Raw genomic sequence first — 26,661 nt, 5'->3', positions numbered from 1 at the left:
GCCTACCAGTATCACTGAGACTTCGCCGCCAGCGCATGCAGGTGATCGGTGATTCCCGGCACGGATACCTCTATTGTCTCAAGAGTTTCTTCGAAATCCTTCAATTCGCCGTACCAGGGATCCGGCGCATCGGGGGCCGGGGCATCGTCGTCCCACGCCGAGGCGGCCCCTGCGCCGGCCGTGGCATCCGCGCTCACATCGCCTGCCGCACCCTTGCCCGCCCCGCTCACCCGCGGGTCGAATTCGCGCAGCATCCGCAGCTCGGGGGCCGCCTCGGCGGGGAGGTCGGCGATCAGCCTCTGCAGCACTCGATAGTGGCGGGCGGTCATCGCCACGGCCAGGTCGCGTTCGGCCAGCCATTCGGGCGTGATCTGCCGCGCGATGTGATCATCGGTGCGGTAGCCGGCGGCGGCGAGCACACGCGCCTGTCGTGGGTCGATGGGGTTGCCGGCCTCCTCGTCGCTGATCCCGGCGGAGTCGACGAGAGCCTCGGCGCCGTTGATCTGCAGATGATGTTCGAGCACGCGTTCGGCGGTGACGGATCGGCAGATGTTGCCGGTGCACACGAACACGACGGATGCCATACTCATTCGTTCCTCCTCAACACGCGACCGCGGCTGCGACCGACACGCGGCCGCGGCGGCACTTCTCGGACGTCGACGGCCATCGACCCGGGCACTGATCACGATACTGTTGGACCATGACTTCTGAAACTTCACGCCCGTCGATCAGGCCTCAGGACGATCTCTACCGCCACATCAACGGCGAGTGGATCGACTCATTCACCATCCCAGAGGACCGGGCCGGCGACGGTGCCATGCGCGAGCTCTTCGACACCGCCGAGACCAAGGTCCGCGACATCATCACCTCCGTGTCGGAAACCCCGCAGGAACCCGGCAGCGAAGGGCAGAAGGTCGCCGACCTGTTCACCTCGTTCATGGACGTCGAGCGCATCAACTCACTCGGCGTCACCCCGCTCGACTCGACCTTCGCGGCCATCGACGCCGCCGAGGACAAGTCCGAGCTCGCCGCGCTGCTCGCCCGCCTCGAGATCGAGGGCATCGGCGGGGTGCTCGGCGGCTACGTCACCGCCGATGCGAAGGACTCCGACGTCTACGCCCTCTACCTCGTCCAGGCCGGCATCTCCCTGCCCGACGAGGACTACTACTTCAACGACGACCACGCCGAGGTGCGGGCGAAGTTCCTCGCCCATGTGCAGAGGATCGCCGCCCTGGCCGGCCTCGGTGAGAAGTCCGGGATCACTGATACCGAGGTGGCCGCCAAGGTGATGGCGTTCGAGACCGCACTCGCCCGCCACCACTGGGACCGGGTCGCCTGCCGGGATGCCGAGAAGACCTACAACAAGTATTCGATCGCCGAGCTGCGCGACCTCGGCCCCGAGTTCGACTTCGATTCCTACCTGGGCATCCTCACCGCCGAAGCGGCCGACCTCAAGTACCTCGTGGTCTCCCAGCCCTCGTTCGTCACGGGCATGGCGAAGGTGTGGGCCGAGACCGACATCGAGACCATCAAGACCTGGCTGCGCTTCGTCGTCGTGTCCGACACCGCGGCGCTGCTGACCGATGAGCTCGTCGAGGAGAACTTCGACTTCAACTCCCGCACTCTCTCGGGCACGCCGGCCCTGCGGGAGCGCTGGAAGCGCGGGGTCGGACTCGTCGAGGGCTGCCTCGGTGAAGCCGTGGGCAAGCTCTACGTCTCAGCCGAGTTCCCGCCGACGGCCAAGGACGCCATCGACCACCTCGTGGCCATGCTCATCAAGGCCTATGACAAGTCGATCCGCGAACTCGACTGGATGAGCGAGGAGACCAAGGAGCGCGCCCTGGTCAAGCTCTCGAAGTTCACGCCGAAGGTCGGCTATCCCGAGGTGTGGCGCGAGTACCCGGCCGTCATCGATGCAACTGATCTCGTCGGCAATGTGCGCCGCTGCTCCCAGGCCGAGCATGTGCGGCAGGTCAAGCGCATCGGCGGGCCGATCGACCGGACCGAGTGGCTGATGACCCCGCAGACGGTCAACGCCTACTTCCACCCGGTGATGAACGAGATCGTCTTCCCCGCCGCGATCCTGCAGCCGCCGTTCTTCGACGCCGAGGGTGACGTGGCGGCGAACTTCGGTGCCATCGGCGCGGTCATCGGCCACGAGATCGGACACGGCTTCGACGATCAGGGATCACGCTACGACGGGGACGGCAACCTCGTCGACTGGTGGACCGAATCGGACCGGAAGCTGTTCGAGGAGCGCACGAACGCGCTCATCGCCCAGTACGAAGAGCTGGTTCCGGCCGGACTCGACGAGTCCCAGCACGTCAACGGGGCGCTGACCGTCGGTGAGAACATCGGCGACCTCGGCGGCCTGTCGATCGGGTGGAAGGCGCTCGAGCTCGAACTCGGCGAACGTGCCGGCACCCCCGGTCAGCCGGTGGCGCCGTCGACGGAGCAGGCGAAGTCGTTCTTCTCCGCGTGGGCGAAGGCCTGGAGGTCGAAGATGCGCACCGAGGAGCGCGTGCGTCGACTGTCGATCGACCCGCACTCGCCCGAGGAGTTCCGCTGCAACCAGGTCGTGAAGAACATGACCGCCTTCCACGACACCTACGGCGTGAGCGAGTCCGACGGCATGTACCTCGCCCCGGCCGAACGCGTGACCATCTGGTAGGTCGGGGTGCCACCTGGCGGGCTGAGCCGCCACCTGGCCGGCTCGGCCGCTATCTGACAGGTCGGGCCGGTCGGCTTCGGGCTCAGGAGAACTGCGCGAAGTCGGGGCGGCGCTTCTCGCGGAAGGCGGTGAAGGCCTCGAGCGCCTCCGCGCTGCCGAGGCGTTCGATGAAGAGGGCGGATTCGGCGTCGATCTGCTCGAGCGTCGGGCCCACATCGCGCATCAGACGCTTGGTCGCCGTCAGCGATCCCGCCGGCTGAGCCGCCAGTCTCACGGCGATCTCATGCGCCCGCGCATGGAGTTCGTCTGCGGGCACGATCGCGTTCGCGACGCCGTCGGCGACCGCCGACTGCGCGTCGAGGGCCTCGCCGAGGGCGAACATCCCGAAGGCGCGCACGTGCCCGATGCGCTGGGTCAGCAGCCTGCTCGAGGCCGCTTCGGGCACGAGGGCGAGGTTGACGAACGGGGTGCTGAGCTGAGCGTCGTCGGTCAGGAGGACGTAGTCGCAGTGCAGCAGCATCGTCGTCCCGATGCCCACCGCCTTGCCCTGCACCGCCGCCACGATCGGCGTCGAGGAGTCGACGAGCGCGCGGATATAGCGCTGGACCGGCTTCTCCTCGGATGCTTCGGATCTCTGACCGGCCGCCTCCTCGGACGCAGCGGCTCCCCGACCGGCGGACTGCTCGGCGAAGTCCGCGAGGTCGTTGCCGGCGGTGAAAGTGTCGCCCTCGGAGCGCAGGACCACAGCCCGGATCGCCCTGTCCGTCTCCGCGCGCTCGAGAGCATCTGCCAGCTCGTCGTACATCTCGTTGGTCAGCGCGTTCTTCTTCGCCGTGCGGTTGAGCGTGATGGTGAGCACGCCCTCGTGCTCGGCGATGACGATGTCCTGGGCCATGGGCTGTGTCTCCTTCGCGAAATGTCTGCCTCCGCCCGAGCATCGGGGTTCCATGCGGCGGGCATGCGAGGTACATTACTTCGCATGCGAAATATTCTCAATGAGATCACGTCGGAGAGCGTGTCCATCCCCACCTCGGCGGGGACCGTCCGCGGGCACGTGCTGGAGCCTGCGGATGCTCAGACCGTCGCGGCGGCCGTCGTCCTGCACCCGGCCACCGCCGTGCCCGAGCGCCTCTACCGAGGATTCGCCGAGTTCCTCGCCGGCGAGGGCTTCGCCGTCGTCACCTACGACTATCGCGGAACCGGAACGTCGGGCGTGCCGCGGGAGAACCGCGGCATCCGGATGCGCGACTGGATGAGCGTCGACGTCCCGGCCGTCGCACAATGGACCCAGGACCGGTTCCCGAATGCGCCCCAGCTGGCGGTCGGCCACAGCATCGGCGGTCATGCCCTGGCCCTGGGCTACGGCTCGTCCGAGCTGCGGGGATTCGTCACGATCGCCTCGCATGCCGGTGTCACCCGTGCGATTCCCACACATGCCGAACGCCTGCGGGTCGCTTTCGTGCTCCGCGTGCTCGGACCGGTCACGGCCCGGCTCCTCGGGTACGTGCCCGGCCGGCGCATCGGCCTCGGTGAGGACATGCCCGGGGCGGCGATGCTCGAGTGGAGCAGATGGTCGAGGCTGCCCCGCTACTTCTTCGACGACCCGACGATGGACGCCGAGGCGCGGGCCGCGGGTGTGCGGACGGATGTTCTGGCGATCGGATTCAGCGATGACCTGTGGGCGACGCCCGAACAGATCGATGCCATCACCGGGCACCTGGCCGATGCCGAGGTCGAACGGCGCACCATCGACCCCGCATCCGTGGGCGTGGAGAAGATCGGTCATATGGGATTCTTCCGCCGCGCGAACCGCGACCGCCTCTGGCCGCAGGTGAGCGAGTGGCTGCGGCGGCGAATCGAACCGGCATCATGAGCCGCTCACAACCCCCGCGGCTGATCTTCCTCCTCAGCAATGCCGAACGCACCGTGCGACGGTGGATCGAGGCTCGCGGCAGCGCGTCCGGCATGACCGCTGCGAAGGGCGGGGTCCTCATGTACCTGCGGCGGAATCCGGCGGCGACGATGAGCGAACTGACCTCCGCCCTGCACGCGTCTCCGGCAGGGGCGAGCGGACTGCTGGCGAGGATGGAGACGGCCGGGTTGGTGGCTCGCACGCCCGATGAGTCGGATCAGCGCGTCACCCGAGTCTCGCTCACGGATCGAGGGAGCGACGTCGCCGCAGAAGCCAGAACGGCACTCGACGACCTCAATGCTGCTCTCAACGAGGGCTTCGACGACGAAGAGCTCGCCACTGTCGCTCGCTGGCTCACTCGGGCCGGCGGCATCATCCGCACCTCGCAGGAGCCCGACAGCACATGACCTGAGACCCGAGGGCCCGGGGTCCGGCCCCTCAGCGGTGTTGGCGGATGAGCGCGACCATGCGGTAGTCGAATTCCTGCCAGCTCGTGATCGGACGGTCTGCCTCCATCGCCGCTTCGAAGTCCTCGACCTCGGTGAGATCGGACTCGAGCGGGATGTCGAAAGGCATCTCCACGTAGATGAGGCCGCTGGCATCGGTGTGGACGATGTCGAACCCTGCCTGCTGCGGATCGAGTTCGTTGTTCATCACGATGAGCAGGCGCCCCTCGGAGGGCTGGTACTCGGATTCGATGTCGTCGCGGTAGCCCTGCTGCTGGCGCAGCTCCCGCTGGGCTCGGATGACGAACTCGGTGTAGGCGCCGATGCCGATCACCGGGATCCGCGAAGTCAGCGCCTCGGTGGCGACGTCGATGAGACGCGACCTCGCCTTGCGTCCGAGCGGGCCGACGTCCCCGCCGGACATCGCGACACCATCGAAACCGGTCAGGGAGACCCGCTCGTCGTCATGGTTCGGATTGAGGATGGTGATGTCGAGGCCGAACCGCGAATACCACGGACGGGTCACCTCGGCGCTCTCCTCGTCCCACCAGACGTAGAACAGGAACGGAACGTTGATCCCGGCCTCCGAGTAGAAGAACGGAGGTCGACGCTCGCCGGCGGTGACGTCGAAGGGCACGTCATTGCCCTCGATCGGGGCGGGACAGGTGGCGAACGAAGTGAACGCGAAGGGGTAGTTCACGGCGCGGTTGAAGTCGATGACGAGCGAGCCGTCCTGGTTCGGCACGCCGAGGTCGAGCGTCCGCCACGCAGGAGTGGTCTTCCCGTTCGTCGCATCGTGGAAGTCGAGCTGGAGCCCGGTCTTCGGGCACCCGGTGGCGAGCAGGCTGACCTCGCCCTGCTTCGTCTCGAAGATGACGACCCCGGCCGCCTGGGTCTGCAGCTGCAGATCCTCCTGGGCGGTCTCGATCGTGAACGTCCTGAAGGGGTCGAAGCGGGTGAACCGGCCGAGGAAGACGAAGTCCGGGTCCGGGTCGAAGGCCGGGACCTCGAAGAACTTGCCCAGAAGGGGCGATTTCGAGTCACGGACGCGCACGCCGAGGCGGCCGCCGCGGTCGATGAGTTCGTAGAGCACACCGCCGACGGTGAACCAGCTCAGCGATCCCCCTTCGGGCAGGCGTGCGCTGAAGCCGTTGTCTTCGACGCGCACCTGCGGCCGGGCGGGTTCGGTCTCCTCGGTGGCGGCCTGTTCGCTGACGGTCGGCAGGGTCGAGGTGTCGCTGGGCACCGAGGGGCTGGTCGCTCTCGTCACGCCGGTCGAGCCCTGGGTCGCAGCGGTCTGGGAGGTGCTCATGAGGTCGAAGGTCTCGGCCGCGGGCCCGGCCTTGATTCCGGGCTCGAGTGCGACGGTGACCCAGCCGTCCGCGACGGTGAAAGTGCCGGGCGCATCGGGCCAGGTCGTCTCTTCGTCGAGCCAGTGGAGGCCGACGACGCTGAGCCAGCCGAAGGGTTTCGCCAGTGCCGAGTTCCGTGAATCGCGCCAGGTGTTCCACTCAGTCACGAACTGGTTCACGTCGAACACTCCTTGCTGTCGCTGTTGCGGTCACCGGGTCGCGGTCACCGGGCTCCTGTCATCCGCGTCTGCCACCGAATCCGGTGCCAGGCCGCTGCTTGGAACCAAACCCTCTGCCATCCAAACTACCGCAAACGATAGGCTGAAGAAATGAGTGAATCGCACCCGAGACAGGACGTGGCCGCCGAGACTGCGGCCGACCTCAGTGACTTCGTCAACGCCTCCCCCAGCTCCTATCACGCCGTGGCCGCCGCGGTCGAACGCCTGGAGGCGGCCGGATTCTCCCGCCTCGACGAATCGACTGCGTGGGCGCTGTCGCCGGGGAGCGGTCACTACGTCGTCCGCGACGGCGCGCTCATCGCGTGGATCAATCCCACGGCACCCGCCGAGGCTGTGCCCGGGTTCCGGGTCTTCGGCTCCCATACGGATTCCCCCGCATTCAAGCTCAAGCCCGGTGAGGAGTACACCGCCGAAGGCACGCGTCAGGTCGGCGTCGAGATCTACGGTGGTCCGCTGCTGAACTCCTGGCTCGACCGCGAGCTCGCCTTCGCCGGTCGCCTCAGTCTCGCCGACGGCACGGTCGTGCTGGCCCGCACCGGGCCGATCGCCCGCATCCCGCAGCTGGCGATCCACCTCGACCGTCAGGTCAATGAGGGCCTGACCCTGGACAAGCAGCGTCACACCGCGCCGGTGATCGGGCTGGCCGACCTCGCCGAGGCGGATCTCATCGAGCTGCTCGCCGCCTCGGCCGAGGTCGACCCTGAGACCGTCGTCGGCCATGACGTCTACACCATCGCGGCCCAGGAGCCGGCCCGCTTCGGCGCCGCCGAGGAGTTCTTCGCCTCGCCGCGACTGGACAATCTCCTGTCCGTCCACGCCGGCGTCACCGCGCTGACACATCTCGATGCCGACAACCTCGAGGCCATCGCGCTCTTCGCGGCCTTCGACCATGAGGAGATCGGCTCGAACTCGAGGTCCGGGGCCTGCGGACCGTTCCTGGCCGATGTCACCGAGCGCATCATCGCGTCTCTGCTGCCGAACTCGACGCGCAGCGACTACCTGACCGCGCTCGCGTCTTCGATCTGCGTGTCCTCGGACGCCGGGCATGCCGCGCATCCGAACTATCCCGAACGGCATGATCCGCATGTCCGCCCCCGCCTCGGCGGCGGTCCACTGCTCAAGCTCAACGCCCAGCAGCGTTACGCCACCGATGCTGTGGGCACGGCAGTCTGGGCGCGGGCATGTGCGGCGGCCGGGGTCGAGTATCAGGATTTCGTGTCGAACAACGCCATGCCCTGTGGGTCGACGATCGGCCCGCTGACCGCCACACGGCTGGGCATGACCACCGTCGATGTGGGTCCGGCTCTGTACTCGATGCACTCGGCCCGCGAGATGGCAGCGGTCTCCGACATCGTCGACCTCGGTGCTGTCGCGAAGGCGTTCCTCCAGGGCGTTTGAGATCGCTCGAGCAACAGCCGCCGCGAGTGCTCGGTCTACGACAGAAATCTCTGGTTCCGCACCGCTCCCTCCGTCGTGGACCGAGCTCTCGCCAGAACCGTGCACCATTCGACATCCGCTTGGCGCCTTGAACGAGCGACCTCGAGCGGCCTCGAGCGCGTCCGACGATGAGGTTGTGTTCCATGAGTGAACTCCAGCGTGCCTTCGACGCGCACCTGCACATCATCGATCCGGGCCATCCGCTGATCGAGAACAACGGCTTTCTGCCCGAGCCGTTCACCGTCGCCGACTACCGTGCCCGGCTGCGCAGCCTGCCTGAGGTCGGTGTCGAGATCGCAGGCGGCGCCGTCGTCTCGGGATCCTTCCAGGGCTTCGACCAGGGGTATCTCATCGCCGCGCTGGACGAACTCGGTCCGAACTATGTCGGCGTCACCCAGCTGCCCGACGGGGCAACCGATGACGAGATCCGGGAGCTCGACGAGGCGGGAGTGACGGCGCTGCGCTTCAACATCGCCCGCGGCGGTTCGTCCACGCTCGATGCTCTCGACGGTTTCGCCCGCCGGGTCCATGACCTTGCAGGGTGGCACACCGAGCTCTACATCGACGCCCGCACCCTCGATAACGAGCTCGCTGATCGGATCGCCGCGCTGCCGGCTGCGAGCATCGACCACCTCGGCATGCACGAGGACGGTCTGCCCATCCTGCTGCGCATGGTCGAACGAGGGGTGAAGGTCAAGGCGACCGGTTTCGGCCGGGTGGAGTTCGACCCCGCCGAGGCGGTGCGCCGCATCGTCGACACCGACCCGACCGCACTGATGGTGGGCACGGATCTGCCGTCGACGAGGGCGCGCAGGCCGTTCGCCGATGCCGACTTCGCACTCATCCGCCAGGTGCTCACCCCCGCCGAGGCGGATGCGGTGTTCTGGACGAACGCGGCGAAGTTCTATCGGATCGAGCCCGTCACATCCGCAGGAGGAGCGGGCTCAGCCACATAGCACTGTTTACTATCAAGGCGCTTTTTACTACAGTCTGTAGAAACTTACGAAGTAGTGAGCAGGCGGAGGACAGAGATGCATATCGCGATCGGCGCCCCGGGCAACGGGGAGATCCTCAAGGACGAGATCAGGAGCTTCCTCGTCGATGATGACCGGGTCGATGCCGTCCTCGATCTGTCCGAACCCGAGATCACCTACCCGGCGGTGTCGTTCCTCGCCGCGCAGAAGGTCTCCGCCGGTGAAGTCGATCGGGCGGTCCTCATCTGCGGCACGGGTGTGGGCACCGCAATCTCTGCCAACAAGGTCAGGGGAGTTCGCGCCGCCACGGCGCATGATCTGGTGACGGCTCGCGGGGCGGTCGAGAACTACGACGCACAGATACTGTGCATGGGGCAGAACGTCATCGCCGCTCCGTACGCACGAATGCTCATCGACCTGTGGTTGGACCTCACACATGATCCCACCGGATCCTACGGGCCGAAGGTCGACGAAATCGCCGCGTTCGAGTCCCACGACTGACATATCGGTCGGCGTTCGAGCGCCGGCCGCCGCTCAAGCCCGCAAGGAGAGGCAATGGAAGCCGTCGGAAGTGATTTCCCGCTGTGGCTGCGTGCTCAGCACCTGATCAATTTCATCCTCATCGGCATGCTCATCCGATCCGGCATCGAGATGCTCGCGTCCCTGCCGCGTCTCTGGTGGCGAAATGACTGCGCCCCGGGCAGGGAGTGGCTGAAGTTCACTCGCCGGAAGCTGCCGGCCGAAGAGGGCGTCTACACCTCTCTCATGGACGAGAGATCGGTCCACCCGACCCTCGCGCTGCCCGGGAGGGAGAACATCGGCCTGGGACGGCACTGGCACGGCGCATCCGTCATGCTCTGGGTGCTCAACGGCGTCGTGTATGCCGTACTGCTCTTCGCCACCGGGCTCTGGCGGCGGATCATTCCGACCTCGTGGGACGTCTTCGGTGAGGCCTGGGACTCGCTGCTGATCTACCTGAGCTTCGACGTGCCGGACATCAGCCACTTCACGCCCTACGACTCACTTCAGATGCTCGGCTACACCTTCGTCATCTTCATCCTCGCCCCATTCATGATGCTCAGCGGCATCGCGATGTCACCGGCCGTTCGCTCCCGCTTCCCCTGGTTCGTCAAAGCCTTCGGCGGCCATCAGGGCGCTCGTTCCCTGCACTTCATCGGACTGGTCGTCTTCTCCGGATTCATCGTCATGCACGTGACCCTGGTCTTCCTCGTGCACCGCGACCACAACGTCGTCAACATGGTCTACGGCGGCGGCGAGGTCACTGCCGCACGCGCGGCGCAGGCAGTGGTCATCATGATCGCGACGATAGTGGCGGTGGTCGTGTTCTGGATCGCGCTCTCGTACTGGAGTTTGGCCGATCGGGCTCGGGCTCAGCGCGTCACCGAGCGCTTCACCGAGATCGGACGCGCAATCTTCCTCAACCGGCTGCGTCCCATCGGGAATAAGAAGAGGGCACTGACCGACAAGGACATCTCCGAATTCCATTGGACCAACGGCCTGCCGCCGACGGCTGAGGAGTCGAAGCCGTGGACCGAAGCGCGCGAGAACGGTTGGGAGGGGCTGACGATCACCCTGCGCGACGACATCAACGACGTCGAGAAGACCGTGACCATCGGCGATCTCAAGTCACTGCCGAAGCATTCCTACGTCGCCACGCACACGTGCATGCAGGGGTGGTCGGCGACCTCCCGCTGGACCGGAGCCCGACTGATCGACCTAATGGATCTCCTCGGGCCCCGCCCTGACGGTGCCCGATACCTGTTGGTGGAGTCCTATGGGCTGGCGCAGAAGATGTACGACAATCGCCCCCGCGAACCGTTCTACGCGGCCATCGATCTCGACTCGACTGCGGAGGAGGAGACGATCATGGCCTATGAACGCAACGGCCATCCGCTCGAGGACCACCTCGGCGCACCCGCACGCCTGCGCGTCGAATCCAACCACGGTTACAAACACGTGAAGTGGGTTTCGCGGATCATGTGGATCCACGACTATGCTGACTACGGCGATGGCCGCGGAGGCACTCGAGAGGACTCCGCTTTGCAGGCATTCAACGGAAGGATCTGAGCTCCGTGGCACCAATCTCTTCGTCGTGCTTCCTCGTCGAGGGAGTCACCACTGACCGGGATACGAAGAAGGCGCTTCAGTCCCTCTACGACGTCTTCGCCGCCAACGGTCTGGGCCAGGCCACATTCGAGATCGTGCCCAACGAACCGACCCGACTGTGGATCAAGCACAAGGTCGGCTGCGAACCCCGCCGCGAGACCATCGACTCGGCTTTGGCCCGAGCCGGAAGGTATCGGGTCATCTCGGAACCCGGTTCGGGGACAGAACCGAACGGCGCCAACTGAGGTCCTTTCACCGCTTCCCGATCGAGTAGCATGCCCCAATGAGCTCCAGAACAGATCTCGCTTCCACATTGCGCAGCCTCGACGGCCGCAGCTATGGCAATCTCAAACAGATCCGCGGTCGCTACACCTTCGGACCGGTGACCCTCTTCATCGACCGGGTCCAGGCCGACCCCTTCGCCTCCCCCTCGAAGGTGCGGGTCCGAGTCGATCGCGACGAGGCGAAGTTCCCGCCGGAACTCACCACCGATCGTGCCGACCGCATCGCCGCATCCGACTACCTGCAGCGCGCAGGCAATGCGGTGCTGTCGGGAATCGGGCAGCGTGCGACCATCCTCGGCCGTCCCGGCCAGGAGATCCTCGAGAGGACGAACATCCTCATCGACGATGCGGGCTTCGAAGCACGGCTGCTCGTCAATCTTCCCGCCCGCGGTCGGAGCATCCTCGGCCATCAGGCCGCCGACATCCTCACCCGTGATCTGCCGGAGTTCGCGCAGACGCTGTTCCTCTTCCACAGCTGGAGCGACGCGGACTCGCTCGCATCCGCCGATGCGCACCACGCCGCCGATGCGCACCACGCCACCGACGTCCATGCGCAATCCGGCCCGTCCGCGTTGGACCTGGCCGCCCATGTGCAGCTGCACCGGGATCAGCTGGAGCTGCGGGACCACCTCGGCGAGGCCGGTCTCATCGGCTTCATCGGCAACGGCGCGATCCTGCCGCGTCAGGCCGGAGACTCGGACCGGCCGATGGATGCTGCGGCTGCGGTCGGCTTCACCTCCCCTCCCGAGCTCGAACACACGGTGAATCTCTCGAGCGGGCGCAGCCTCACGGGCATGGGCATCCCCCGCGGTGTCACTGTCATCGTCGGCGGCGGCTACCACGGCAAGTCGACGATCCTGCGCGCCCTCGAACGCGGTGTCTACCCGCATATCGCAGGTGACGGACGCGAATGGGTCATCAGCGACCCGAGCGCCGCCTCCATCCGTGCCGAGGACGGCCGCGCCGTGACCGGCGACGACATCTCGGCGTTCATCAACAATCTGCCGTCGGGCACTGACACGAGGGCCTTCTCCACGACGAACGCGAGCGGCTCGACCTCGCAGGCGGCCAACCTCGTCGAAGCCGTCGAGGCCGGAGCCCGCACCCTGCTCATCGACGAGGACACCTCGGCGACGAACTTCATGATCCGCGACGAACGCATGCGCGCGCTCATCCCCGCCGAGCAGGAGCCGATCACCCCGTTCGTCGATCGGGTGCGTCCGCTGCTCACTCGTGGCGGCGTGTCCACGGTCCTCGTCGCCGGCGGATCGAGCGCGTTCTTCGAAGTCGCCGATCACGTCATCGCCCTCGACGCCTATGTGCCCAGCGTCGTCACCGAACGGGCGCATGAGCTGGTCGGCGTCTCCGGCGAGAACCTCGATGCGCATCAGGACCACGCCGACGGCACCGACTCTGACGACACCGGCTCTGACGGCACCGGGCCCGGCGAACCGGGCGGCGGCTCCCCCGCGTTCGGTGCGGTGCGGCGCGTGCCCACAGCGAAGGCTCTGCGGCCGGCGTCGAAGACGAAGTCCGCCCGGGCCAAGGGCACAGATCGGATCCAGTTCGGCCGGAGCTTCATCGATCTCGTCGCCGTGGCTCAGCTCGTCGACGCACAGCAGACCGCCGGCGTGGCAGAAGCGCTCGAGTACCTCGCGGAGATCTTCGACGGCCGCACTTCCCTGACTGAGGCGCTGGCCGAGATCGACGGCATGCTCGAGGCGCAGGGACTCGACGGGATCACCGGGCACCGCGACCATCCGGGCCACCTCACCCGACCCCGCACACAGGAGATCGCCGCGGCGCTCAACCGCTACAGGGAGCTGCGGCTGGCGCACTGAGCGGAGCCCGGGTGTCCGTCGGCGCCTGCCTATCTGCCCGGCGCACTCCTACCCGTCCAACAGCGCCGTGAGGTCGGCGGTCGTCGTCACCGGCAGGGAGCACTGCGTTCCCCGGCACACGATCGCCGTGCCTGTTGGAACGTCGATTTCGTCGCCGTCCGCGCCCGGCACCCCGGTCGATTCCGTGAGCAGAGTGAGAGACGGATGCCGCACGGCGGCATTCCGCAGGTCGTTCTCGCTGGTCGCGACACGTACAGGGCCGAGGGCGCGTTCGGCCTGCCAGAGGGCGTGACCGCAACCGCGAGGAGCCTGCCCGGCGAGCGCCCGGTACACGCCGAGCAGCCGATCACGGACGTCGAGCAGCCGACCGGTGTCCAACGAGGCGGCCTGACTGCCGGCAGCACGCTCGGCCGCCTCGACGCCGAGTTCCGCGAGCAGCAGCACGGCCTCGGCGGCGGCTGACCGCCCGGACGGCACGGTGTTGTCGACCGGATCCGAGGACTTCACCTCGAGGATCCCGTCGCCGAGCGAATCGACCACTTCGAGGATTCCGTCCTCGCCATCGGATGTGAACAGATCGAGCATCCGCGCACCCGCCCCGGCCAGGAGACCCACCGGCGCCGAGGCGGCCCCACCTGGCAGCTGCCCGACCGTGATCCCGGCGGTGATGAACTGGGCCCAGTCGGCGAGTCCACCGTGTCCGGGACCGGCCACCCCGTCGGTGTAGCTGCGGCGCACGTCGAATTCGGATGGTTCGGCCGCCTCGGCCGATCCGCCGAAACGGGCGTGCATGGCCGACCAGAAGTGCAGGGCGGTCTTTCCCCATTCCTCGGCTCCGCCGGAACCCCGCGCCTCGGCGTCTCGGGAGGCCTCACTGCCGGCATCACCGGCACCCGCACCTGAGTACAGGGCCGCCTCGGCGAGGGCTGTGATGCCCAGGGAATTCCATTCGGTGATGATCTTCTCGTCGCGGGCCGGCTGCGAACGCCGCGCACGGATGTTCGCCAGCGTCTCGCGTTGGCTGCGCGTGGCGTCGATGTTCCATGGAGCGGGATGCTCGTCGTCGAAGGGCACGTCTTCCATGCCGAGCCAGTCGATGATGCGCACGGCCGCGACCACCTGTCCGGACAGCTCCCCTCCGGCAGGGGAATCGACGAGTCCGAGCACTCCGGCACCACCCGCCTCGGCGAACTCTTCGGGAGTGAAGACGTAGGCGGCTCCCTCTTCGGAGACACCTGCCGAGTTGAGCGAGTCCGCATCGAGCGCGGCGATGAGGCCGTCGTCGGTCGACAGGTCGCTGACCAGGAAGTCCGCGGTGTCTGTGATCTCGCGCTCGGCCAGTGCCAGCCATTTCGAATCCGGGTCGAGCGCGCGTTCGACCTTGGCCCAGGCCACCACGGCCCGCAGGTAGAGCGCATTGTCGTAGAGCATCTTCTCGAAGTGCGGCACGAACCACTGCCGGTCGACGCTGTAGCGGGCGATCCCGCCGCGCACCTGGTCACGCATGCCGCCGCTGGCGATCCGGGCGAGAGTCCCCCGGACGGCGATGAGACAGTCGAGGACGAGTTCGCCGCTGAGATGACCATCGGCACCGAGCCAGCCGAGTCGCCCCTCGGCCCGTGCCCGCGACACCGGGTGATCGTCGGTCTCGCCCCCATCCGCCGAGGTGGTCCCGCGCTGGTCATCGTCCGCCGTAGTGACCCCTACTGCGCCATCGCCCGCCGAGGCGGTCCCGCCCAAGCGCACGAACGCCGCCAAGAGCTGCAGGACGTTCATCATCGGCGGGAACTTCGGCGCTGTGCCGAATCCGCCCCAGGCGGGATCATAGGAGTCGAGCAGCGCAGCGGCGGCGGAATCGAGCTCCTCGGCGCTCAGGGACTCTGCGGCCGCCTCGGCGGGGAGCGCACCACTGACCGCGTCGGCCATCTCGGCCAGCCCGCGGTCCATGCGCCGCGTCATCTGGTCCACCTCGTCGCGGCGATCGGTCCACGTCTGGGACACGGCCGTGAGCACCTGGGTGAAGGCGGGCAGGTTGCCGCGCTGGCCAGGCGGGAAGTACGTTCCCGCGTAGAAAGGGCTGCCCTTCGGTGTCGCGAAGATCGTCATCGGCCATCCGCCCTGGCCCGTCATCGCCTGCAGCGCATTCATGTAATAGGCGTCGATGTCGGGCAGCTCTTCACGGTCGATCTTGATCGGGACGAACCGTTCGTTCATCACCGCGGCCACAGCTTCGTCCTCGAAGGATTCGTGCGCCATGACATGGCACCAGTGGCAGGTGGAATAGCCGATGGAGATGAGGAGGGGCACGTCTCGGCGGGCCGCCTCGGCGAGGGCGTCCTGCGTCCACATCCGCCAGTCCACGGGATTGTCGGCATGCGCGCGGAGGTAGGGGCTGGTCGAAGTGGCGAGTTCATTCGGCATGGACCCAGCGTCTCACTTCGGGACCGCTGTGGCGAGGGGCCGCGGAACTCTCAAACACAAGGCGCCTGGTTCTATGCGATGATGAGGCCATGAGCGCGACCCCGAACGACACCGCGGGAGCCGCACACGGCGAGACTCCCCGGACTGCCCCTGCCGCCTTGGACGATACCGGTCTGTCCATCACTCTCCTTGCCTTCGTCGTCTTCATTCCGGCGTGGATCGGTGCGAAGCTGACCGCCTTCTCGGTCCCGGTCGACGGTGCCGGCGGAACCGACCTCAGCCTCCTCCAGCTCGCGCTGTTCCTGCTCGCCGGGGCCGCTGCCATCGTGGTCGGCAGGAGCCTCAGGCCGGTTCCCCGCAGCGTCTTCATCGTCATCACGATCTGCTACTCGGTCTTCTCGGGACTGACTCCTCTCGCCGCTCTCACCGGCGGGACTCGAGATGTCGGCTTCCCGCTCTTCTCTGCCCTGACGCTGTTCGTCTTCCTCGCCGATCTGCTCTACCCGCTCGTCGTCGCCGCGGTCCTGGCCGCGACGGTCTCACAAGTCTCTCCCGCCACGGACGAGGCTGCCGGTCCGGAGATCGAGCGCAAACGTTCGGCGGTCCGTCGCAGCGGGCTGCTGTCCGCGTTCGCACTCCTTGCCGCTGCAATCGTCACAGTCGGAGTCTGGCTCCTCCGCCAGTCGGCGCCCGGATTATCGGTGCTCTGGTCCTCAGGGGATGTGATCAATGCCCTCGCCGCGGTCGCCGGAACCATCGCCGCCGTCTTCGCGCTCCGCTGCGTCGCGGTCTCCCGCTCGCTGCCCCGCCCTGAACCGGTCGTCGGCCCGCGCCGTGCTCACCCTCGGCTCGCACGGGCGCTGACTTTCTTCACCCTCGCCGGCGGACTCCATCTCTGTCTGACATCGACCGCCATCGCGGCAGGCTTCCCAGTCGAGCTCGGCACTGGATTCATGACCTGGGTGCTGCACGCGTGCGCCTTCACCATCGGCGGTTTCGCGCTGGGCATCGTCACACTCGACGCTGTGAAGAGCCGCAGTGTGAAGAGCCGCAGTGTGAAGAGCCCAGCCGTTCAGGACTGAGCGTTCCTCACCGAGGTGGCACCGCCTCGGTGAAGCATGCTCCATCGGTACAATGCCGTCCGAGATGACAATGCCGCGGTCGCGACCGCGAATACCGGATGGAGTGAGTGGGTGTCTGAGGCAGGTCCTCGTCTCGGCGGACGACGGCATTCCGACGAGCGTTCATCGCCGCAGCGAAGCCTCGGCCAGCGCAAGGCGGCGCGTACGATCACGATCGACGGCGAACACGCCGGCCGGCGGCTGGACAAGTTCCTGCGCTCACAGTTCAAAGGGGTGCCGGCAGGACTGCTGTTCCGGCTCCTGCGTCAGGGGAAGCTGCGCGTCAACGGGCGCAAGGCACAGCAGAACCACCGTCTGCAAGAAGGCGATGTCATCGATGTTCCCGAACTGCACGTCGATACCGCAGCAGCTCCCCGGCCTGCGGTCCCGTCGACACTGCTCGACCAGCTGCGCGGCGCGGTCCTCCACGAAGACGATGACCTCTTGATCATCGACAAGCCGGCCGGCGCGGCAGTCCACAGGGGCACCGATGTCTCGGCCGGCGTGGTCGAAGCACTTCAGCACCTGCGACCCGAGCTGCCGGAGCTGGAACTCAGCCATCGCCTCGACCGAGGCACGTCCGGTGTGCTGGCGCTGGCGAAGACCCCGTCGATGCTGCGGTACCTCCACGGACTGCTGCGCGACAGGAAACACGAGATCGAACGTCACTACCTGGCCGTCGTCGCCGGGCGCTGGCCGGCGGACATGGACATCGTGGATGCCCCTCTGCGGCGCGAGGAGGACGGCGTCGTCGTCGCCGCGGACGGTCAGAGCGCCGAAACGCGTGTCTCCGTGAAGCGGCGGATCGGGAATCGGGCCACCGTCGTCGACGTCCGACTGGTGACGGGCCGGAAGCATCAGATCCGCGTTCATCTCAGCCATGCGGGCCACCCCATCGCCGGTGACGACCGCTACGGGGATCGCGGTTTCAATCGTCGTGTGAATGGCCTCGGCGGTCCCGGGATCTATCTGCATGCCGCCAAGCTGGTCATCCCCAAGCCGGACGGCGCGGACCTCGTAGTCACGGCACCGATGCCTCGGCGGTGGAAAGCTCTGCTGAATTCCGACCTCTGAACAACAGGCACAGGCTCTTCCGCTTCGCGCAGGATTATTCTACAATTCGTAGAACCAGACGGTGGGGGAACCGTCCCGCCAGCCGTCGCTGACAGGAGGAAGAACCATGAGCGCCGAACTGACACAGATCCTCGACGTCGATGACTGCTGGGACCACCTGCGCAGCACCACGGTCGGACGTCTGGCCGTCCTCGTCGAAGAGGGCCCCGAGATCTTCCCCATCAACTACGCCATCGAGCATTCCGCTCTGATGATCCGCACCGGCGACGGCACGAAGGTCGATGCCATCCGCGCGAATCCTCGCGTCGCTTTCGAAATCGACGGCCTCGATGCCGAGACCGACACCGCGTGGAGCGTCGTGGTCAAGGGCACCGCGAAAGAGGTCACCGCACCCGAGGACCTGCAGGAGACGATCTCGGTCGATGTCGCACCCTGGCAGTCAGGGACGAAAAACCACTTCATCCGCATACTCGCCGAGGAGGTCACGGGGCGCCGTTTCCAGGTGACGGAGCCCTCGACGTGGGAGTCGCCGTTCAGTCAGGTGTCCCCCGCGCCGCGGGAGTGAGGACTCGAGCACTCCTCACAGTGCTTCGACGATCTCGACGAGCCGGTCCGGGGCGTTTGTGATGATCCCATCGGCTCCGGACTCGATGGCCCGGCGCATGTCGGCGACCTCATCGACGGTCCACACGAGGCTCGACATGCCCAATTCATGCACGCAGCGGAGGAAATCGGCATCTGCGGCGATGAATTCGGGGTTGACCTGGTCGACCCACTCGGAGAAGGCCTGGAGTTCGTCCGGACACGGGCGCCCGAGCACGCCGACGGGGATCTCCGGGGCGAGCGCATGGAATTCGCGCACGAATGCCCAGTCCGCCGATTGGATGACGAGCATCCCGGCAGCCAGTGCCCGCTCGAGATAGTTGGGCAGGGCCCTCAGCGAGGCGACGATCGCCTCGGCGATTCCCGGATAGCGTTCGGGGTGCTTGACCTCGAGCAGGAGCCCTGTGCGGGTGTCGTGGACGAGGGCGAGCACCTCGGCGAGGCGGGGCACGCGGATTCCGGCGAACTCCTCACCCTTCCATCGGCCCGCGTCGAGCGCGGCGATCTGGGCCGCGTCCATTCCGGCGATGCTGCGGTCGGTGCGATCCGGGTAGAGCGTGCGAACGTCCGTGGTGCGGTCGACGGTGGTGTCGTGCATGATGACGAGCTCACCGTCGGCGCTCATGTGGACGTCGGTCTCGATCATGTCCGCACCCTGGTCGATCCCGGCCAGGAACGCCGGGATGGTGTTCTCCGGCCACTCCTCGGACGCGCCTCGGTGTGCGATGACCAACGGTGGGACGTGGGTGCGGACGGCGTCGGCGATGCTCTGAGAGGTGGGGTCGACGGTGTGTGGGAACGCGGATCCGGCAGTGGGTGTCACGAGGGTGATGGGCATGTGAGGACTCCTCCACGAAGACTGCGAGGGTGGTGATCGGGGGTCCGTTCCGGCGTCCGATCGTGCAGTTCGATGGCGGCCAGACTAGTCGGCACGATCGAGTTTCCGATGATATGCGCATGGACACCACGTGAATCCTGGCGGTGCCTGAGCTGCACGTTTCCTTCGCTGTTCCTCCATCGCCGCCGTTCCTCGGACCTGTGGTCGTGCGCACCTCAATGAGGGGTCGATGTCTGCGCGGTTCGGTGGCAAGTGGCAGACTGGAGCCAACCACGGACGGAGTTCTCGCGTGTGCCCCTCCGATCCCCGCAGCTCGATAGCCGAAGGAGGCTCAGTTCGATGGAGATGCTCCAGGGCGTGTTCGACAATGTCAGCACAGTCTCGTCATACATCCTCGTGGCTGTTCTCATCCCCACAGGTCTGTACTTCACCATTCGCACGGGAGTCGTCCAAGTGCGGCTGCTCCCCGAGATGTTCCGCACGCTGACGGAGCCCGGCGGACGGGATTCGGAAGGCAACAGGAACATCTCTCCGTTCCGCGCCTTCTCCATCTCTGCGGCTTCACGCGTGGGCACGGCGAACATCGCCGGTGTCGCTCTGGCGATCTCGCTCGGCGGCCCCGGGGCGATGTTCTGGATGTGGCTGACTGCCATCGTCGGCGGTGCGACGGCCTTTGCCGAGTCCGCTCTCGGTCAGCTCTACAAGCTCAAGGACGGCCCCAACTTCCGAGGCGGCCCGGCGTACTACATCAGGCACGGGCTGAAGATGAAGTGGCTCGGACTGATCTTCGCCGTGATCGTCGCCATCACCTACGGCATCGTGTTCAACACGGTGCAGTCGAACTCCATCGTCGACGCGGTCGGTGCCTCGTTCGGCGTCGAGGACTCGAACTTCATGTTCACGGCGATCGCGGGGCTGATCATCGCCGTCGGCGCCTATGCGATCTTCGCCGGCGGTGCCAAGCGCATCTCGAACATCTCCGCCTATCTCGTGCCGTTCATGGCCGGGCTCTACCTGATCGTCGGGATCATCGTCGTGGCGATGAACATCGGCGCCGTGCCGGGCATGATCGCCACGATCTTCTCCGATGCCTTCAGCATGCACTCGATCGCCGGGGGCACGCTCGGTTCGATCATGCTGGTCGGCGTGCAGCGCGGCCTGTTCTCCAACGAGGCGGGCATCGGCTCCGTTCCGAACGCCGCGGCGACAGCGTCGGCCTCGCATCCGGCCAAGCAGGGCTTCGTGCAGGCACTCGGCGTCTACTTCGACACGATCCTCGTGTGCTCGATCACCGCTTTCATCATCCTGCTGTCGAACCCGGAGTACGGCAGCTCGGCCGAGGGAATCCAGCTGACGCAGACCGCGCTGAGCGGGCAGCTCGGCCAGTGGGCGATCCACTTCCTCACCTTCGCGATCTTCCTCTTCGCGTTCTCGTCGATCCTCGGCAATTACTACTACGGCGAAGCCAATATCGAGCACCTGACGACGAACAGGACGGCTCTGCGCGTGTACCAGTTGATCGTGATGGCCGCGGTGTTCATCGGTGCGATCGCCGCCCTCGATCTCGTCTGGACCGCGGCAGACATCTTCATGGCCGTCATGGCGCTCATCAACCTCTTCGCCCTGATCCTGCTCTCGCCGCTGGTGTTCACGCTGCTGAAGAACTACATGGACCAGCGCCGTGCGGGACAGGAACCGATCTTCCGTCGGGGCGATCTGCCCACATTCAAGTTCATCAACACCGAGGTCGACGCCTGGGACGGCACCGACGAGGTGACCACCGCGCAGTTCTGGCGGGACCGCGGCAGGAAGGTCCGTGACGACGGTCAGTGACGGCTGCAGTTGCGGTGCGGGCTTCGGCCGGCCCGGACGCGTGTCGACCGCCGACCCAGGCTCGGCCTTCCCCTGCCCCGCTGACAGGAAGAGGCCCGGTGCCGCCTCTGCGGCACCGGGCCTCCTGTGCTGATGCACTCACACTGCGGAGAGGCTCAACGCTCGTACGAGTTCTCAGCGACCGGCCGGTGTGAAGTCCGTGCTGCCGACGAACTCCGGCCGCGGCTTCGGCGCGGCAAAGGGTTCCACGCAGGCGTTCTCCACCGAGTTGTACACGATGAAGATGTTCGAGCGTGAGTACGGAGTGACGTTGCCGTTCGAAGCGTGCATGCAGTTGGAGTCGAACATGATCGCTCCCCCGGCGGCGCCTTCGAGCACATCGATTCCAAATTCGTCGGCGAAGTCACTGAGCGTCTGACGGTCCGGGGTGCCTGCGCCCTGCATGATCAGAGACTTCCGATAGTTGTCCTCGGGAGTGCCTCCCACACAGCTGATGTAGCGTTTGTGCGAGCCGGGCATGATCATCAAGGGACCATTGAATGAGTAGTTGTCCGTCAGCGACAGTGAGATGCTCACCGCACGGGGAGCGGGCATTCCGTCCTCGGCATGCCAGGTCTCGAAGTCGGAATGCCAGGAGAACTCCTTGCCGACGAATCCAGGCTTGTAGTTGATCCGGCTCTGATGGATGTAGACATCCGACCCGAGGATCTGACGTGCACGATCGACGAGTCGCGGATCGTTCGCGATCTTCCTGAAGATCTCATTGGTGCGATGGATGTCGAAGATCGACCGGACTTCGTCGGACTTCGCTTCGACGACCGTGCGCTCATCGGCCTTCACCTGAGGGTCGTGCGAAAGCCTGTGGAGTTCATCAGTGAAGAGAGTCAGCTCTTCGGGCGTGATGAGCTGATCGATCGTGAGATAGCCCGTGTCCTCGAAATGCTTGAGCTCCGTCGCCTCGAGGGGACCATCGTCGGGGGAACCGAAGACGATCGGACCCGTGCGCGGGAGGACCTCAGTGGCCTCACCGGAGCGAGTCGGATAGAGATCTGTGGCGGTGGTTGCAGTTGACACTGCTGTCATCATTTCTCCTTCCTTCGCTATGTGCCGACTGCCAGGCGGTGTCGTGACCGCTTATCGATCTGGCAAATCGGCTTGTGCGGCCACCGTAACAGGAGGACGTTCCCGGTGGTAGTCCGGTCAGAGCCAGAACAGCGAGACCGGCACTTTCGGGGCGATTCATTTCTGGTGGATCGCCCCGAAAGTGCCGGTCATTCATGCGACGGTCAGCGTTTGACCGACTTCGACGTGGCCCCGGTCGCCCAGCTGATCTGACTGAAAGTCACGCGGTAGGACTTCTTGCTCTTCGACTTCATCTTGTACGTGGCCTTGCCCTTCTTCGCGGTGACCGTTTTCAAGGTCTTCCACTTGCTTCCGGATTTGACCTGGAACTTCACCTTCGGGTTGTAGGTGACTTTGCCGTACTTCTCCGGGTTGTAGACCTTCGTCTTCGAGGTCAGCGTGACGGTCTTGCCGCTGCGTTTGGTTGACAGCGAGGCGTAGGCCTTACCGCGAACGTAGAAGTAGCCCTTGGTGTAGTCCGTGCGGGCGTACCAATAGGAGTTATAGTCCGCATCGTCATAGTCCGCATCAATCTCCGACGGACCGATCCTGTATTTTCCGAGGCCCTCAAGACTCGGGCAGATCATTGCCCTGTCTTTGTCGTAGGGCCGCGAATAAGTACCGAAGAATGCTGTTGTCGCGTTCCCATAGCGGCCAGCGATGTCGGCATCGACGGACCAGGAGTCCACGTTCTTCTTCTTGTACTTCATATGCACGTCGAAGTACTTGCAATCAGAGTTGGCAATCACCATATTCTTGGCAGACAGCTTCGTGACGTCGAACGACATCTTGGCCGCCTCAGCGGAAACTGCTGGGCCGATGGCGAGAGTAACTGCGGCGACCGAAGCCACGAGGGCTCGTTTGAGGAACTTCATAGAGACTCCAACTGAAGAGGGGACGAAAGAGATGCCTGAGTTGGAGTCAATGAGAGTGGAGTCGGCAACGACAGGTTACGAAACTTGAAAGTTGTATGACCGAACAATACCACGCATGAAGTCAGCTCGGAGCAGATTCTCGGCGACGGAACGAGCACGTGCAGTCGCCTTGGAGAAACCGGCAGCCGCGTTTGTGGTCACTGAGCCGAGGCATATCTGCGATTTCGGCGGATCCTCCTCGGCGGAGCGACCACAAACGACAGGCTGCACACGCGTGTGACACCGCTCCAGGCGCAGCCCACATCACAAAGGCGGCCCGAGCGAAAACGCTCGGGCCGCCTCGGCGAGTGAAGGATGATCAGCTCACGGGTGCTTCTTCGTCTTCGACGATCAGCGGGTAGACGCCGTTCTCGTCGTGGACCTCGCGGCCGGTGACCGGAGGATTGAACACGCAGGCCATGCGCAGCTCCTCTTCGGCGACCACGGTGTGCTTCTCGTGACCGTCGAGCAGGTACATGACGCCGTCGTGGAGCGGGTACTCCTTACCGGTCTCCTGGTCGGTCAGCGTTCCCTTGCCCTGCACGCAGTACACGGCTTCGACGTGGTTCTGGTAGTGGAACGTCGAGGTGGTTCCCGCATAGATCACGGTGTCGTGGAACGAGAAGCCGACGCGCTCCTTGCCGAGCACCATGCGGCGGCTGCGCCAGGTCTCGGACTTGATGTCGCGGTCGGTGTCATTGAGGTCATCGCGGTTGACTACGTACATTCGTGGTCCTTTCAGTGAAGTTCATGGAGTTCAGGGGTGCCGTCATGCGGCGGGCCGGCGCCACTGCTGCGGCGCCGGCCCGGACACAGCTGAGATCAGGCCAGGACGGCCTCGGCGGCGGGAGCGAACTTGAGCACTCCGGCCTCGATGATGTCGAGCCCGGCCTGCAGATCGCGCGAGTCGATCGTCAGCGCCGGCATGATCTTGATGACCTCGTCCTCGGGACCCGAGGTCTCAAGGAGCAGGCCGTTGTCGAAAGCGTAAGCGGCGACCTTCTCGGCCACCTCGGTGTCCTCGAAGTGAAGCCCGGCCAGCAGACCGCGTCCGCGGATCGATGCGCCCTCGGCCTTCTCGACGATGGTGTCGAGGCGCTGGTGCAGCTCGGCGATCGTGTCGGCGAGCTGGTTCTGGAAGTCGTTGTCGGCCCAGAAGTTCTTGATCGCAGCGGTCGCGGTGACGAACGCAGGGTTGTTTCCGCGGAACGTGCCGTTGTGCTCGCCCGGCTCCCAGACGTCGAGCTCGGGACGGAACAGGGTCAGCGCCATGGGCAGACCCGATCCGGAGATCGACTTCGAGAGGCAGACGATGTCGGGCTCGATGCCGGCCTCTTCGAAGCTGAAGAAGGAACCGGTGCGGCCGCAGCCGGCCTGCACGTCATCGACGATGAGGAGGATGTCGTGCTTCTTCGTCAGCTCCGACAGTGCGCGCAGCCACTCGGCCCGAGCAGCACGGAGTCCGCCCTCGCCCTGCACGGTCTCGACGATGACGGCAGCGGGCTTGTCGACGCCCGAGCCCGAGTCCTCGAGGACCTTCTCCAGCCACAGGAAGTCCGGGATCTCGCCGTCGAAGTAGTCGTCGTACGGGATCTTCGAGCTGTTGGTCAGCGGGATGCCTGCGCCTTCGCGCTTCATCGAGTTGCCGGTCACCGACAGCGATCCCAGCGTCATGCCGTGGAAGGCGTTGGTGAAGGAGAGCATGTGCTGACGTCCCGTGACCTTGCGGGCCAGCTTGAGGGCGGCCTCGACGGTGTTGGTGCCCGTCGGTCCGGGGAACATGATGGAGTAGTCGAGCCCACGCGGCTTGAGGATGAGGTCCTGGAAGGTCTCGAGGAACTCACGCTTGGCCGGCGTCTTCATGTCCATCGAGTGCAGCACGGCTCCCGACTGCAGGTATTCGATCAGCGGGTTCATCACGACAGGGTTGTTGTGCCCGTAGTTCAGCGCACCGGCGCCGGAGAAGAAGTCGAGGTATTCGTTGCCGTCCTCGTCCCACTGCTTCGCGCCCAGCGAGCGGGCGAAGGTGGCGGGCCAGGAGCGGCAGTAGCTGCGAACGGCGGATTCGCGAGTTTCGAAGATATCGGGCTTGGCAGGTGTGGAGCTTTCGGTCATCACTGGAGTCCTTTCGACTTCTTGATTGTGCGTCTGCACTTATGCAGGCGCCGAGGCGGTGGCCGCAACCGCTCATCGCGGGCAGTCGCTTCCGCCTCCTGGCGCCGTGCGCGGCCTTTTCCCTTGATGCAGGGCTCCGCGCGGCGCCGGGGTGTGGCTCGTTACAGCGGTGCGATCTCGTAGAGGTATTCGGTGTCGTGGCCGTCCGGGTAGAGGTCCGGGGTGAACAGCGGTCGACGGTCGAAACCTGCTCCGCGCTGTTCGGCGAACGCCTGGAACAGACGGTTCGAGGCCGCGTTGTCATCGGTGATCGTCGTCTCCAGGCGGAGAGCGCCGGTCCGATCGGCCAGTTCGTGGAGCATGGTCGATGCGAGTCCGTGGCCACGGAACTTCTCGTCGACGGCGACCTGCCAGATCATCAGGGTGTCCGGATTCTCCGGACGGGTGTACCCGGTGATGAAGCCGGCGGGCTCTCCGTCGATCCGCGCAATCACCGAGGTCTCCGCGAAGTCGCGGCACCACAGCAGGTACGAGTACGAGGAGTTCAGATCGAGCACGGCTGTGTCTTTCGCGAGCCGCCATAGATGTTGTCCGTCCTCCAGCTCGGGAGTACGAACGTCGGTTTGCGTCTTCGGTTCAGCGAGTGCGTTTCTCACGCCAACAAACCTAACGGGATGAGATCGAGCGTCAACCCCACAACCATCGATTACGGGGCACTTTCGCAACCATCGTCGCGAACCACTGACATGTAACGAACCCGGTCTTCCCCATGGCATCTCTGGGATGTGACGGGGCACTCCTTCGCGCTCATTCCGGGCTGGAGCTTCGTTATCGTTTCGTTACATTTGCGCCGGCTTGGAACAGCGGTTCCACGTATTCCATGTCACTTGGACGGAATTGGGACAGCAAGCAGGCTTGTCGTTGTGCGCGGGGATTTCGGAGCAGTTCCACGCGCTGTTCCGGGGCCTGAATCCGGAAGGCGACGCGGGCGGCGGCCCCGAGGCGGACCGGAGGAGGACCGGGCAGCGGCCGAGGCATCGCCCGGGTGGCGGCCCGGGGTGGGCCGGGTGGCGGCCCGGGGTGGGCCGGGCGGTACATTCGGGCCTCGGCTGCAACCGGCCCTTCGGCGTCTTAAGTGGTCGTTTTGGGCTGAGACCACCCGCGGAAAATCCGCCCATTCCTCCCACCTAAGCACCCTACAGACGGGGGCTGATGCGTCAGCACCGAAACAGCGGTCACGTTCGGATACTTTCCAGCGAGAAACCCTCTGTGTCAGGCTGGTTGTGAGCCACTCCGGATGAGAGAGGAACCGGAGCACCATGGCCATCACCCCTGGA

At 65.7% G+C, this 26,661-nt stretch carries 23 protein-coding genes; 13 read left to right on the top strand and 10 right to left on the bottom strand.

Going from position 1 to position 26,661, the window contains the following annotated elements; all coding sequences use genetic code 11:
• Window positions 1-11: 11 nt before the first annotated feature.
• Window positions 12-590, bottom strand: coding sequence for a low molecular weight protein-tyrosine-phosphatase (locus tag IIE29_RS09195; RefSeq protein ID WP_209324960.1), 579 nt, complete (start codon window positions 588-590; stop codon window positions 12-14).
• Window positions 591-700: 110 nt separating this feature from the next.
• Between IIE29_RS09195 and IIE29_RS09190 the strand changes: the two genes are divergently transcribed.
• Window positions 701-2,671: a M13 family metallopeptidase gene (locus IIE29_RS09190; protein WP_209324959.1), complete on the top strand. Its 1,971-nt coding sequence runs from the start codon at window positions 701-703 to the stop codon at window positions 2,669-2,671.
• Window positions 2,672-2,753: 82 nt separating this feature from the next.
• Here the strand turns inward: IIE29_RS09190 and IIE29_RS09185 are convergent, their stop codons facing one another.
• Window positions 2,754-3,566, bottom strand: coding sequence for an enoyl-CoA hydratase (locus IIE29_RS09185; protein ID WP_209324958.1), 813 nt, complete (start codon window positions 3,564-3,566; stop codon window positions 2,754-2,756).
• An 84-nt stretch (window positions 3,567-3,650) separates the two neighbouring features.
• On the opposite strand from IIE29_RS09185, the gene IIE29_RS09180 reads away from it, so the two are divergent.
• Both IIE29_RS09180 and IIE29_RS09175 read left to right on the top strand, forming a co-directional pair.
• On the top strand, window positions 3,651-4,544 hold the full coding sequence (locus IIE29_RS09180; protein WP_209324957.1) for an alpha/beta hydrolase family protein: 894 nt from the start codon (window positions 3,651-3,653) through the stop codon (window positions 4,542-4,544).
• The gene (locus IIE29_RS09175; RefSeq protein WP_209324956.1) at window positions 4,541-4,990 is read left to right on the top strand and encodes a MarR family winged helix-turn-helix transcriptional regulator; all 450 of its coding nucleotides are present in this window, start codon (window positions 4,541-4,543) and stop codon (window positions 4,988-4,990) included. Before IIE29_RS09180 ends, IIE29_RS09175 begins: the two co-directional genes overlap by 4 nt.
• Before the next feature lie 31 nt (window positions 4,991-5,021).
• Here the strand turns inward: IIE29_RS09175 and IIE29_RS09170 are convergent, their stop codons facing one another.
• The gene (locus IIE29_RS09170) at window positions 5,022-6,560 is read right to left on the bottom strand and encodes a DUF1684 domain-containing protein (protein WP_343071857.1); all 1,539 of its coding nucleotides are present in this window, start codon (window positions 6,558-6,560) and stop codon (window positions 5,022-5,024) included.
• A 150-nt stretch (window positions 6,561-6,710) separates the two neighbouring features.
• Between IIE29_RS09170 and IIE29_RS09165 the strand changes: the two genes are divergently transcribed.
• From IIE29_RS09165 to IIE29_RS09140, 6 genes are all read left to right on the top strand, one after another.
• Window positions 6,711-8,018 (top strand): M18 family aminopeptidase, encoded by a 1,308-nt coding sequence (locus IIE29_RS09165; protein ID WP_209324954.1) that lies wholly within the window; start codon window positions 6,711-6,713, stop codon window positions 8,016-8,018.
• 182 nt (window positions 8,019-8,200) lie between these two features.
• Entirely contained in the window at window positions 8,201-9,013 is an 813-nt protein-coding gene (locus IIE29_RS09160) for an amidohydrolase family protein (RefSeq protein ID WP_209324953.1), read from the top strand.
• Window positions 9,014-9,088: 75 nt separating this feature from the next.
• The gene (locus tag IIE29_RS09155; RefSeq protein ID WP_209324952.1) at window positions 9,089-9,532 is read left to right on the top strand and encodes an RpiB/LacA/LacB family sugar-phosphate isomerase; all 444 of its coding nucleotides are present in this window, start codon (window positions 9,089-9,091) and stop codon (window positions 9,530-9,532) included.
• Between the two features lie 54 nt (window positions 9,533-9,586).
• Window positions 9,587-11,119, top strand: coding sequence for a molybdopterin-dependent oxidoreductase (locus IIE29_RS09150; protein ID WP_209324951.1), 1,533 nt, complete (start codon window positions 9,587-9,589; stop codon window positions 11,117-11,119).
• A gap of 5 nt (window positions 11,120-11,124) precedes the next feature.
• Window positions 11,125-11,403: a hypothetical protein gene (locus tag IIE29_RS09145; protein WP_209324950.1), complete on the top strand. Its 279-nt coding sequence runs from the start codon at window positions 11,125-11,127 to the stop codon at window positions 11,401-11,403.
• A gap of 38 nt (window positions 11,404-11,441) precedes the next feature.
• Entirely contained in the window at window positions 11,442-13,283 is a 1,842-nt protein-coding gene (locus IIE29_RS09140; RefSeq protein WP_209324949.1) for an ABC-ATPase domain-containing protein, read from the top strand.
• A 48-nt stretch (window positions 13,284-13,331) separates the two neighbouring features.
• Here IIE29_RS09140 and IIE29_RS09135 read toward each other — a convergent pair whose 3' ends face one another.
• Window positions 13,332-15,704 carry a thioredoxin domain-containing protein gene (locus IIE29_RS09135; RefSeq protein ID WP_209324948.1) on the bottom strand — a complete coding sequence of 791 codons (2,373 nt, stop codon included), beginning with the start codon at window positions 15,702-15,704 and terminating at the stop codon, window positions 13,332-13,334.
• Between the two features lie 89 nt (window positions 15,705-15,793).
• On the opposite strand from IIE29_RS09135, the gene IIE29_RS09130 reads away from it, so the two are divergent.
• From IIE29_RS09130 to IIE29_RS09120, 3 genes are all read left to right on the top strand, one after another.
• A complete protein-coding gene (locus tag IIE29_RS09130; protein WP_209324947.1) occupies window positions 15,794-16,786 on the top strand; it encodes a hypothetical protein in 993 nt (330 codons plus the stop codon).
• Window positions 16,787-16,897: 111 nt separating this feature from the next.
• A complete protein-coding gene (locus IIE29_RS09125; protein WP_343071856.1) occupies window positions 16,898-17,899 on the top strand; it encodes an RluA family pseudouridine synthase in 1,002 nt (333 codons plus the stop codon).
• A 106-nt stretch (window positions 17,900-18,005) separates the two neighbouring features.
• Window positions 18,006-18,464, top strand: a complete 459-nt coding sequence (locus tag IIE29_RS09120; protein ID WP_209324945.1) for a pyridoxamine 5'-phosphate oxidase family protein — start codon at window positions 18,006-18,008, stop codon at window positions 18,462-18,464.
• 15 nt (window positions 18,465-18,479) lie between these two features.
• Here IIE29_RS09120 and IIE29_RS09115 read toward each other — a convergent pair whose 3' ends face one another.
• Window positions 18,480-19,340, bottom strand: a complete 861-nt coding sequence (locus IIE29_RS09115) for a glycerophosphodiester phosphodiesterase (protein ID WP_209324944.1) — start codon at window positions 19,338-19,340, stop codon at window positions 18,480-18,482.
• 339 nt (window positions 19,341-19,679) lie between these two features.
• Between IIE29_RS09115 and IIE29_RS09110 the strand changes: the two genes are divergently transcribed.
• Entirely contained in the window at window positions 19,680-21,173 is a 1,494-nt protein-coding gene (locus IIE29_RS09110) for an alanine/glycine:cation symporter family protein (protein ID WP_209324943.1), read from the top strand.
• 174 nt (window positions 21,174-21,347) lie between these two features.
• Here the strand turns inward: IIE29_RS09110 and thpD are convergent, their stop codons facing one another.
• From thpD to ectA, 5 genes are all read right to left on the bottom strand, one after another.
• Window positions 21,348-22,256: an ectoine hydroxylase gene (thpD, locus tag IIE29_RS09105; protein WP_209324942.1), complete on the bottom strand. Its 909-nt coding sequence runs from the start codon at window positions 22,254-22,256 to the stop codon at window positions 21,348-21,350.
• A 203-nt stretch (window positions 22,257-22,459) separates the two neighbouring features.
• A complete protein-coding gene (locus IIE29_RS09100) occupies window positions 22,460-23,170 on the bottom strand; it encodes a hypothetical protein (RefSeq protein WP_209324941.1) in 711 nt (236 codons plus the stop codon).
• Window positions 23,171-23,528: 358 nt separating this feature from the next.
• Window positions 23,529-23,936 (bottom strand): ectoine synthase, encoded by a 408-nt coding sequence (locus IIE29_RS09095; protein ID WP_209324940.1) that lies wholly within the window; start codon window positions 23,934-23,936, stop codon window positions 23,529-23,531.
• Between the two features lie 95 nt (window positions 23,937-24,031).
• Complete coding sequence (ectB, locus tag IIE29_RS09090) at window positions 24,032-25,324, bottom strand: diaminobutyrate--2-oxoglutarate transaminase (RefSeq protein WP_209324939.1); 1,293 nt, start codon at window positions 25,322-25,324, stop codon at window positions 24,032-24,034.
• A gap of 161 nt (window positions 25,325-25,485) precedes the next feature.
• Window positions 25,486-25,881 (bottom strand): diaminobutyrate acetyltransferase, encoded by a 396-nt coding sequence (gene ectA / locus IIE29_RS09085; RefSeq protein WP_425491448.1) that lies wholly within the window; start codon window positions 25,879-25,881, stop codon window positions 25,486-25,488.
• Between the last annotated feature and the right edge of the window lie 780 nt (window positions 25,882-26,661).

The organism is Brevibacterium renqingii (assembly GCF_017808095.1).
Classification (GTDB): domain Bacteria; phylum Actinomycetota; class Actinomycetes; order Actinomycetales; family Brevibacteriaceae; genus Brevibacterium; species Brevibacterium renqingii.
This window is presented reverse-complemented; position numbering and strand designations above follow the sequence as displayed.

Bases quoted from the DNA above. Each gene is read 5' to 3' on its own strand.
- IIE29_RS09175 (WP_209324956.1), top strand. From the start codon at position 4,541: ATGAGCCGCTCACAACCCCCGCGGCTGATCTTCCTCCTCAGCAATGCC.
- thpD (WP_209324942.1), bottom strand. From the start codon at position 22,256: ATGACAGCAGTGTCAACTGCAACCACCGCCACAGATCTCTATCCGACT.
- IIE29_RS09135 (WP_209324948.1), bottom strand. From the start codon at position 15,704: ATGCCGAATGAACTCGCCACTTCGACCAGCCCCTACCTCCGCGCGCAT.
- IIE29_RS09160 (WP_209324953.1), top strand. From the start codon at position 8,201: ATGAGTGAACTCCAGCGTGCCTTCGACGCGCACCTGCACATCATCGAT.
- IIE29_RS09185 (WP_209324958.1), bottom strand. From the start codon at position 3,566: ATGGCCCAGGACATCGTCATCGCCGAGCACGAGGGCGTGCTCACCATC.
- IIE29_RS09130 (WP_209324947.1), top strand. From the start codon at position 15,794: ATGAGCGCGACCCCGAACGACACCGCGGGAGCCGCACACGGCGAGACT.
- IIE29_RS09100 (WP_209324941.1), bottom strand. From the start codon at position 23,170: ATGAAGTTCCTCAAACGAGCCCTCGTGGCTTCGGTCGCCGCAGTTACT.
- IIE29_RS09115 (WP_209324944.1), bottom strand. From the start codon at position 19,340: ATGCCCATCACCCTCGTGACACCCACTGCCGGATCCGCGTTCCCACAC.
- IIE29_RS09110 (WP_209324943.1), top strand. From the start codon at position 19,680: ATGGAGATGCTCCAGGGCGTGTTCGACAATGTCAGCACAGTCTCGTCA.
- IIE29_RS09140 (WP_209324949.1), top strand. From the start codon at position 11,442: ATGAGCTCCAGAACAGATCTCGCTTCCACATTGCGCAGCCTCGACGGC.
- IIE29_RS09095 (WP_209324940.1), bottom strand. From the start codon at position 23,936: ATGTACGTAGTCAACCGCGATGACCTCAATGACACCGACCGCGACATC.
- IIE29_RS09165 (WP_209324954.1), top strand. From the start codon at position 6,711: ATGAGTGAATCGCACCCGAGACAGGACGTGGCCGCCGAGACTGCGGCC.
- IIE29_RS09180 (WP_209324957.1), top strand. From the start codon at position 3,651: ATGCGAAATATTCTCAATGAGATCACGTCGGAGAGCGTGTCCATCCCC.
- IIE29_RS09155 (WP_209324952.1), top strand. From the start codon at position 9,089: ATGCATATCGCGATCGGCGCCCCGGGCAACGGGGAGATCCTCAAGGAC.
- IIE29_RS09195 (WP_209324960.1), bottom strand. From the start codon at position 590: ATGAGTATGGCATCCGTCGTGTTCGTGTGCACCGGCAACATCTGCCGA.
- IIE29_RS09120 (WP_209324945.1), top strand. From the start codon at position 18,006: ATGAGCGCCGAACTGACACAGATCCTCGACGTCGATGACTGCTGGGAC.
- ectB (WP_209324939.1), bottom strand. From the start codon at position 25,324: ATGACCGAAAGCTCCACACCTGCCAAGCCCGATATCTTCGAAACTCGC.
- IIE29_RS09190 (WP_209324959.1), top strand. From the start codon at position 701: ATGACTTCTGAAACTTCACGCCCGTCGATCAGGCCTCAGGACGATCTC.
- IIE29_RS09150 (WP_209324951.1), top strand. From the start codon at position 9,587: ATGGAAGCCGTCGGAAGTGATTTCCCGCTGTGGCTGCGTGCTCAGCAC.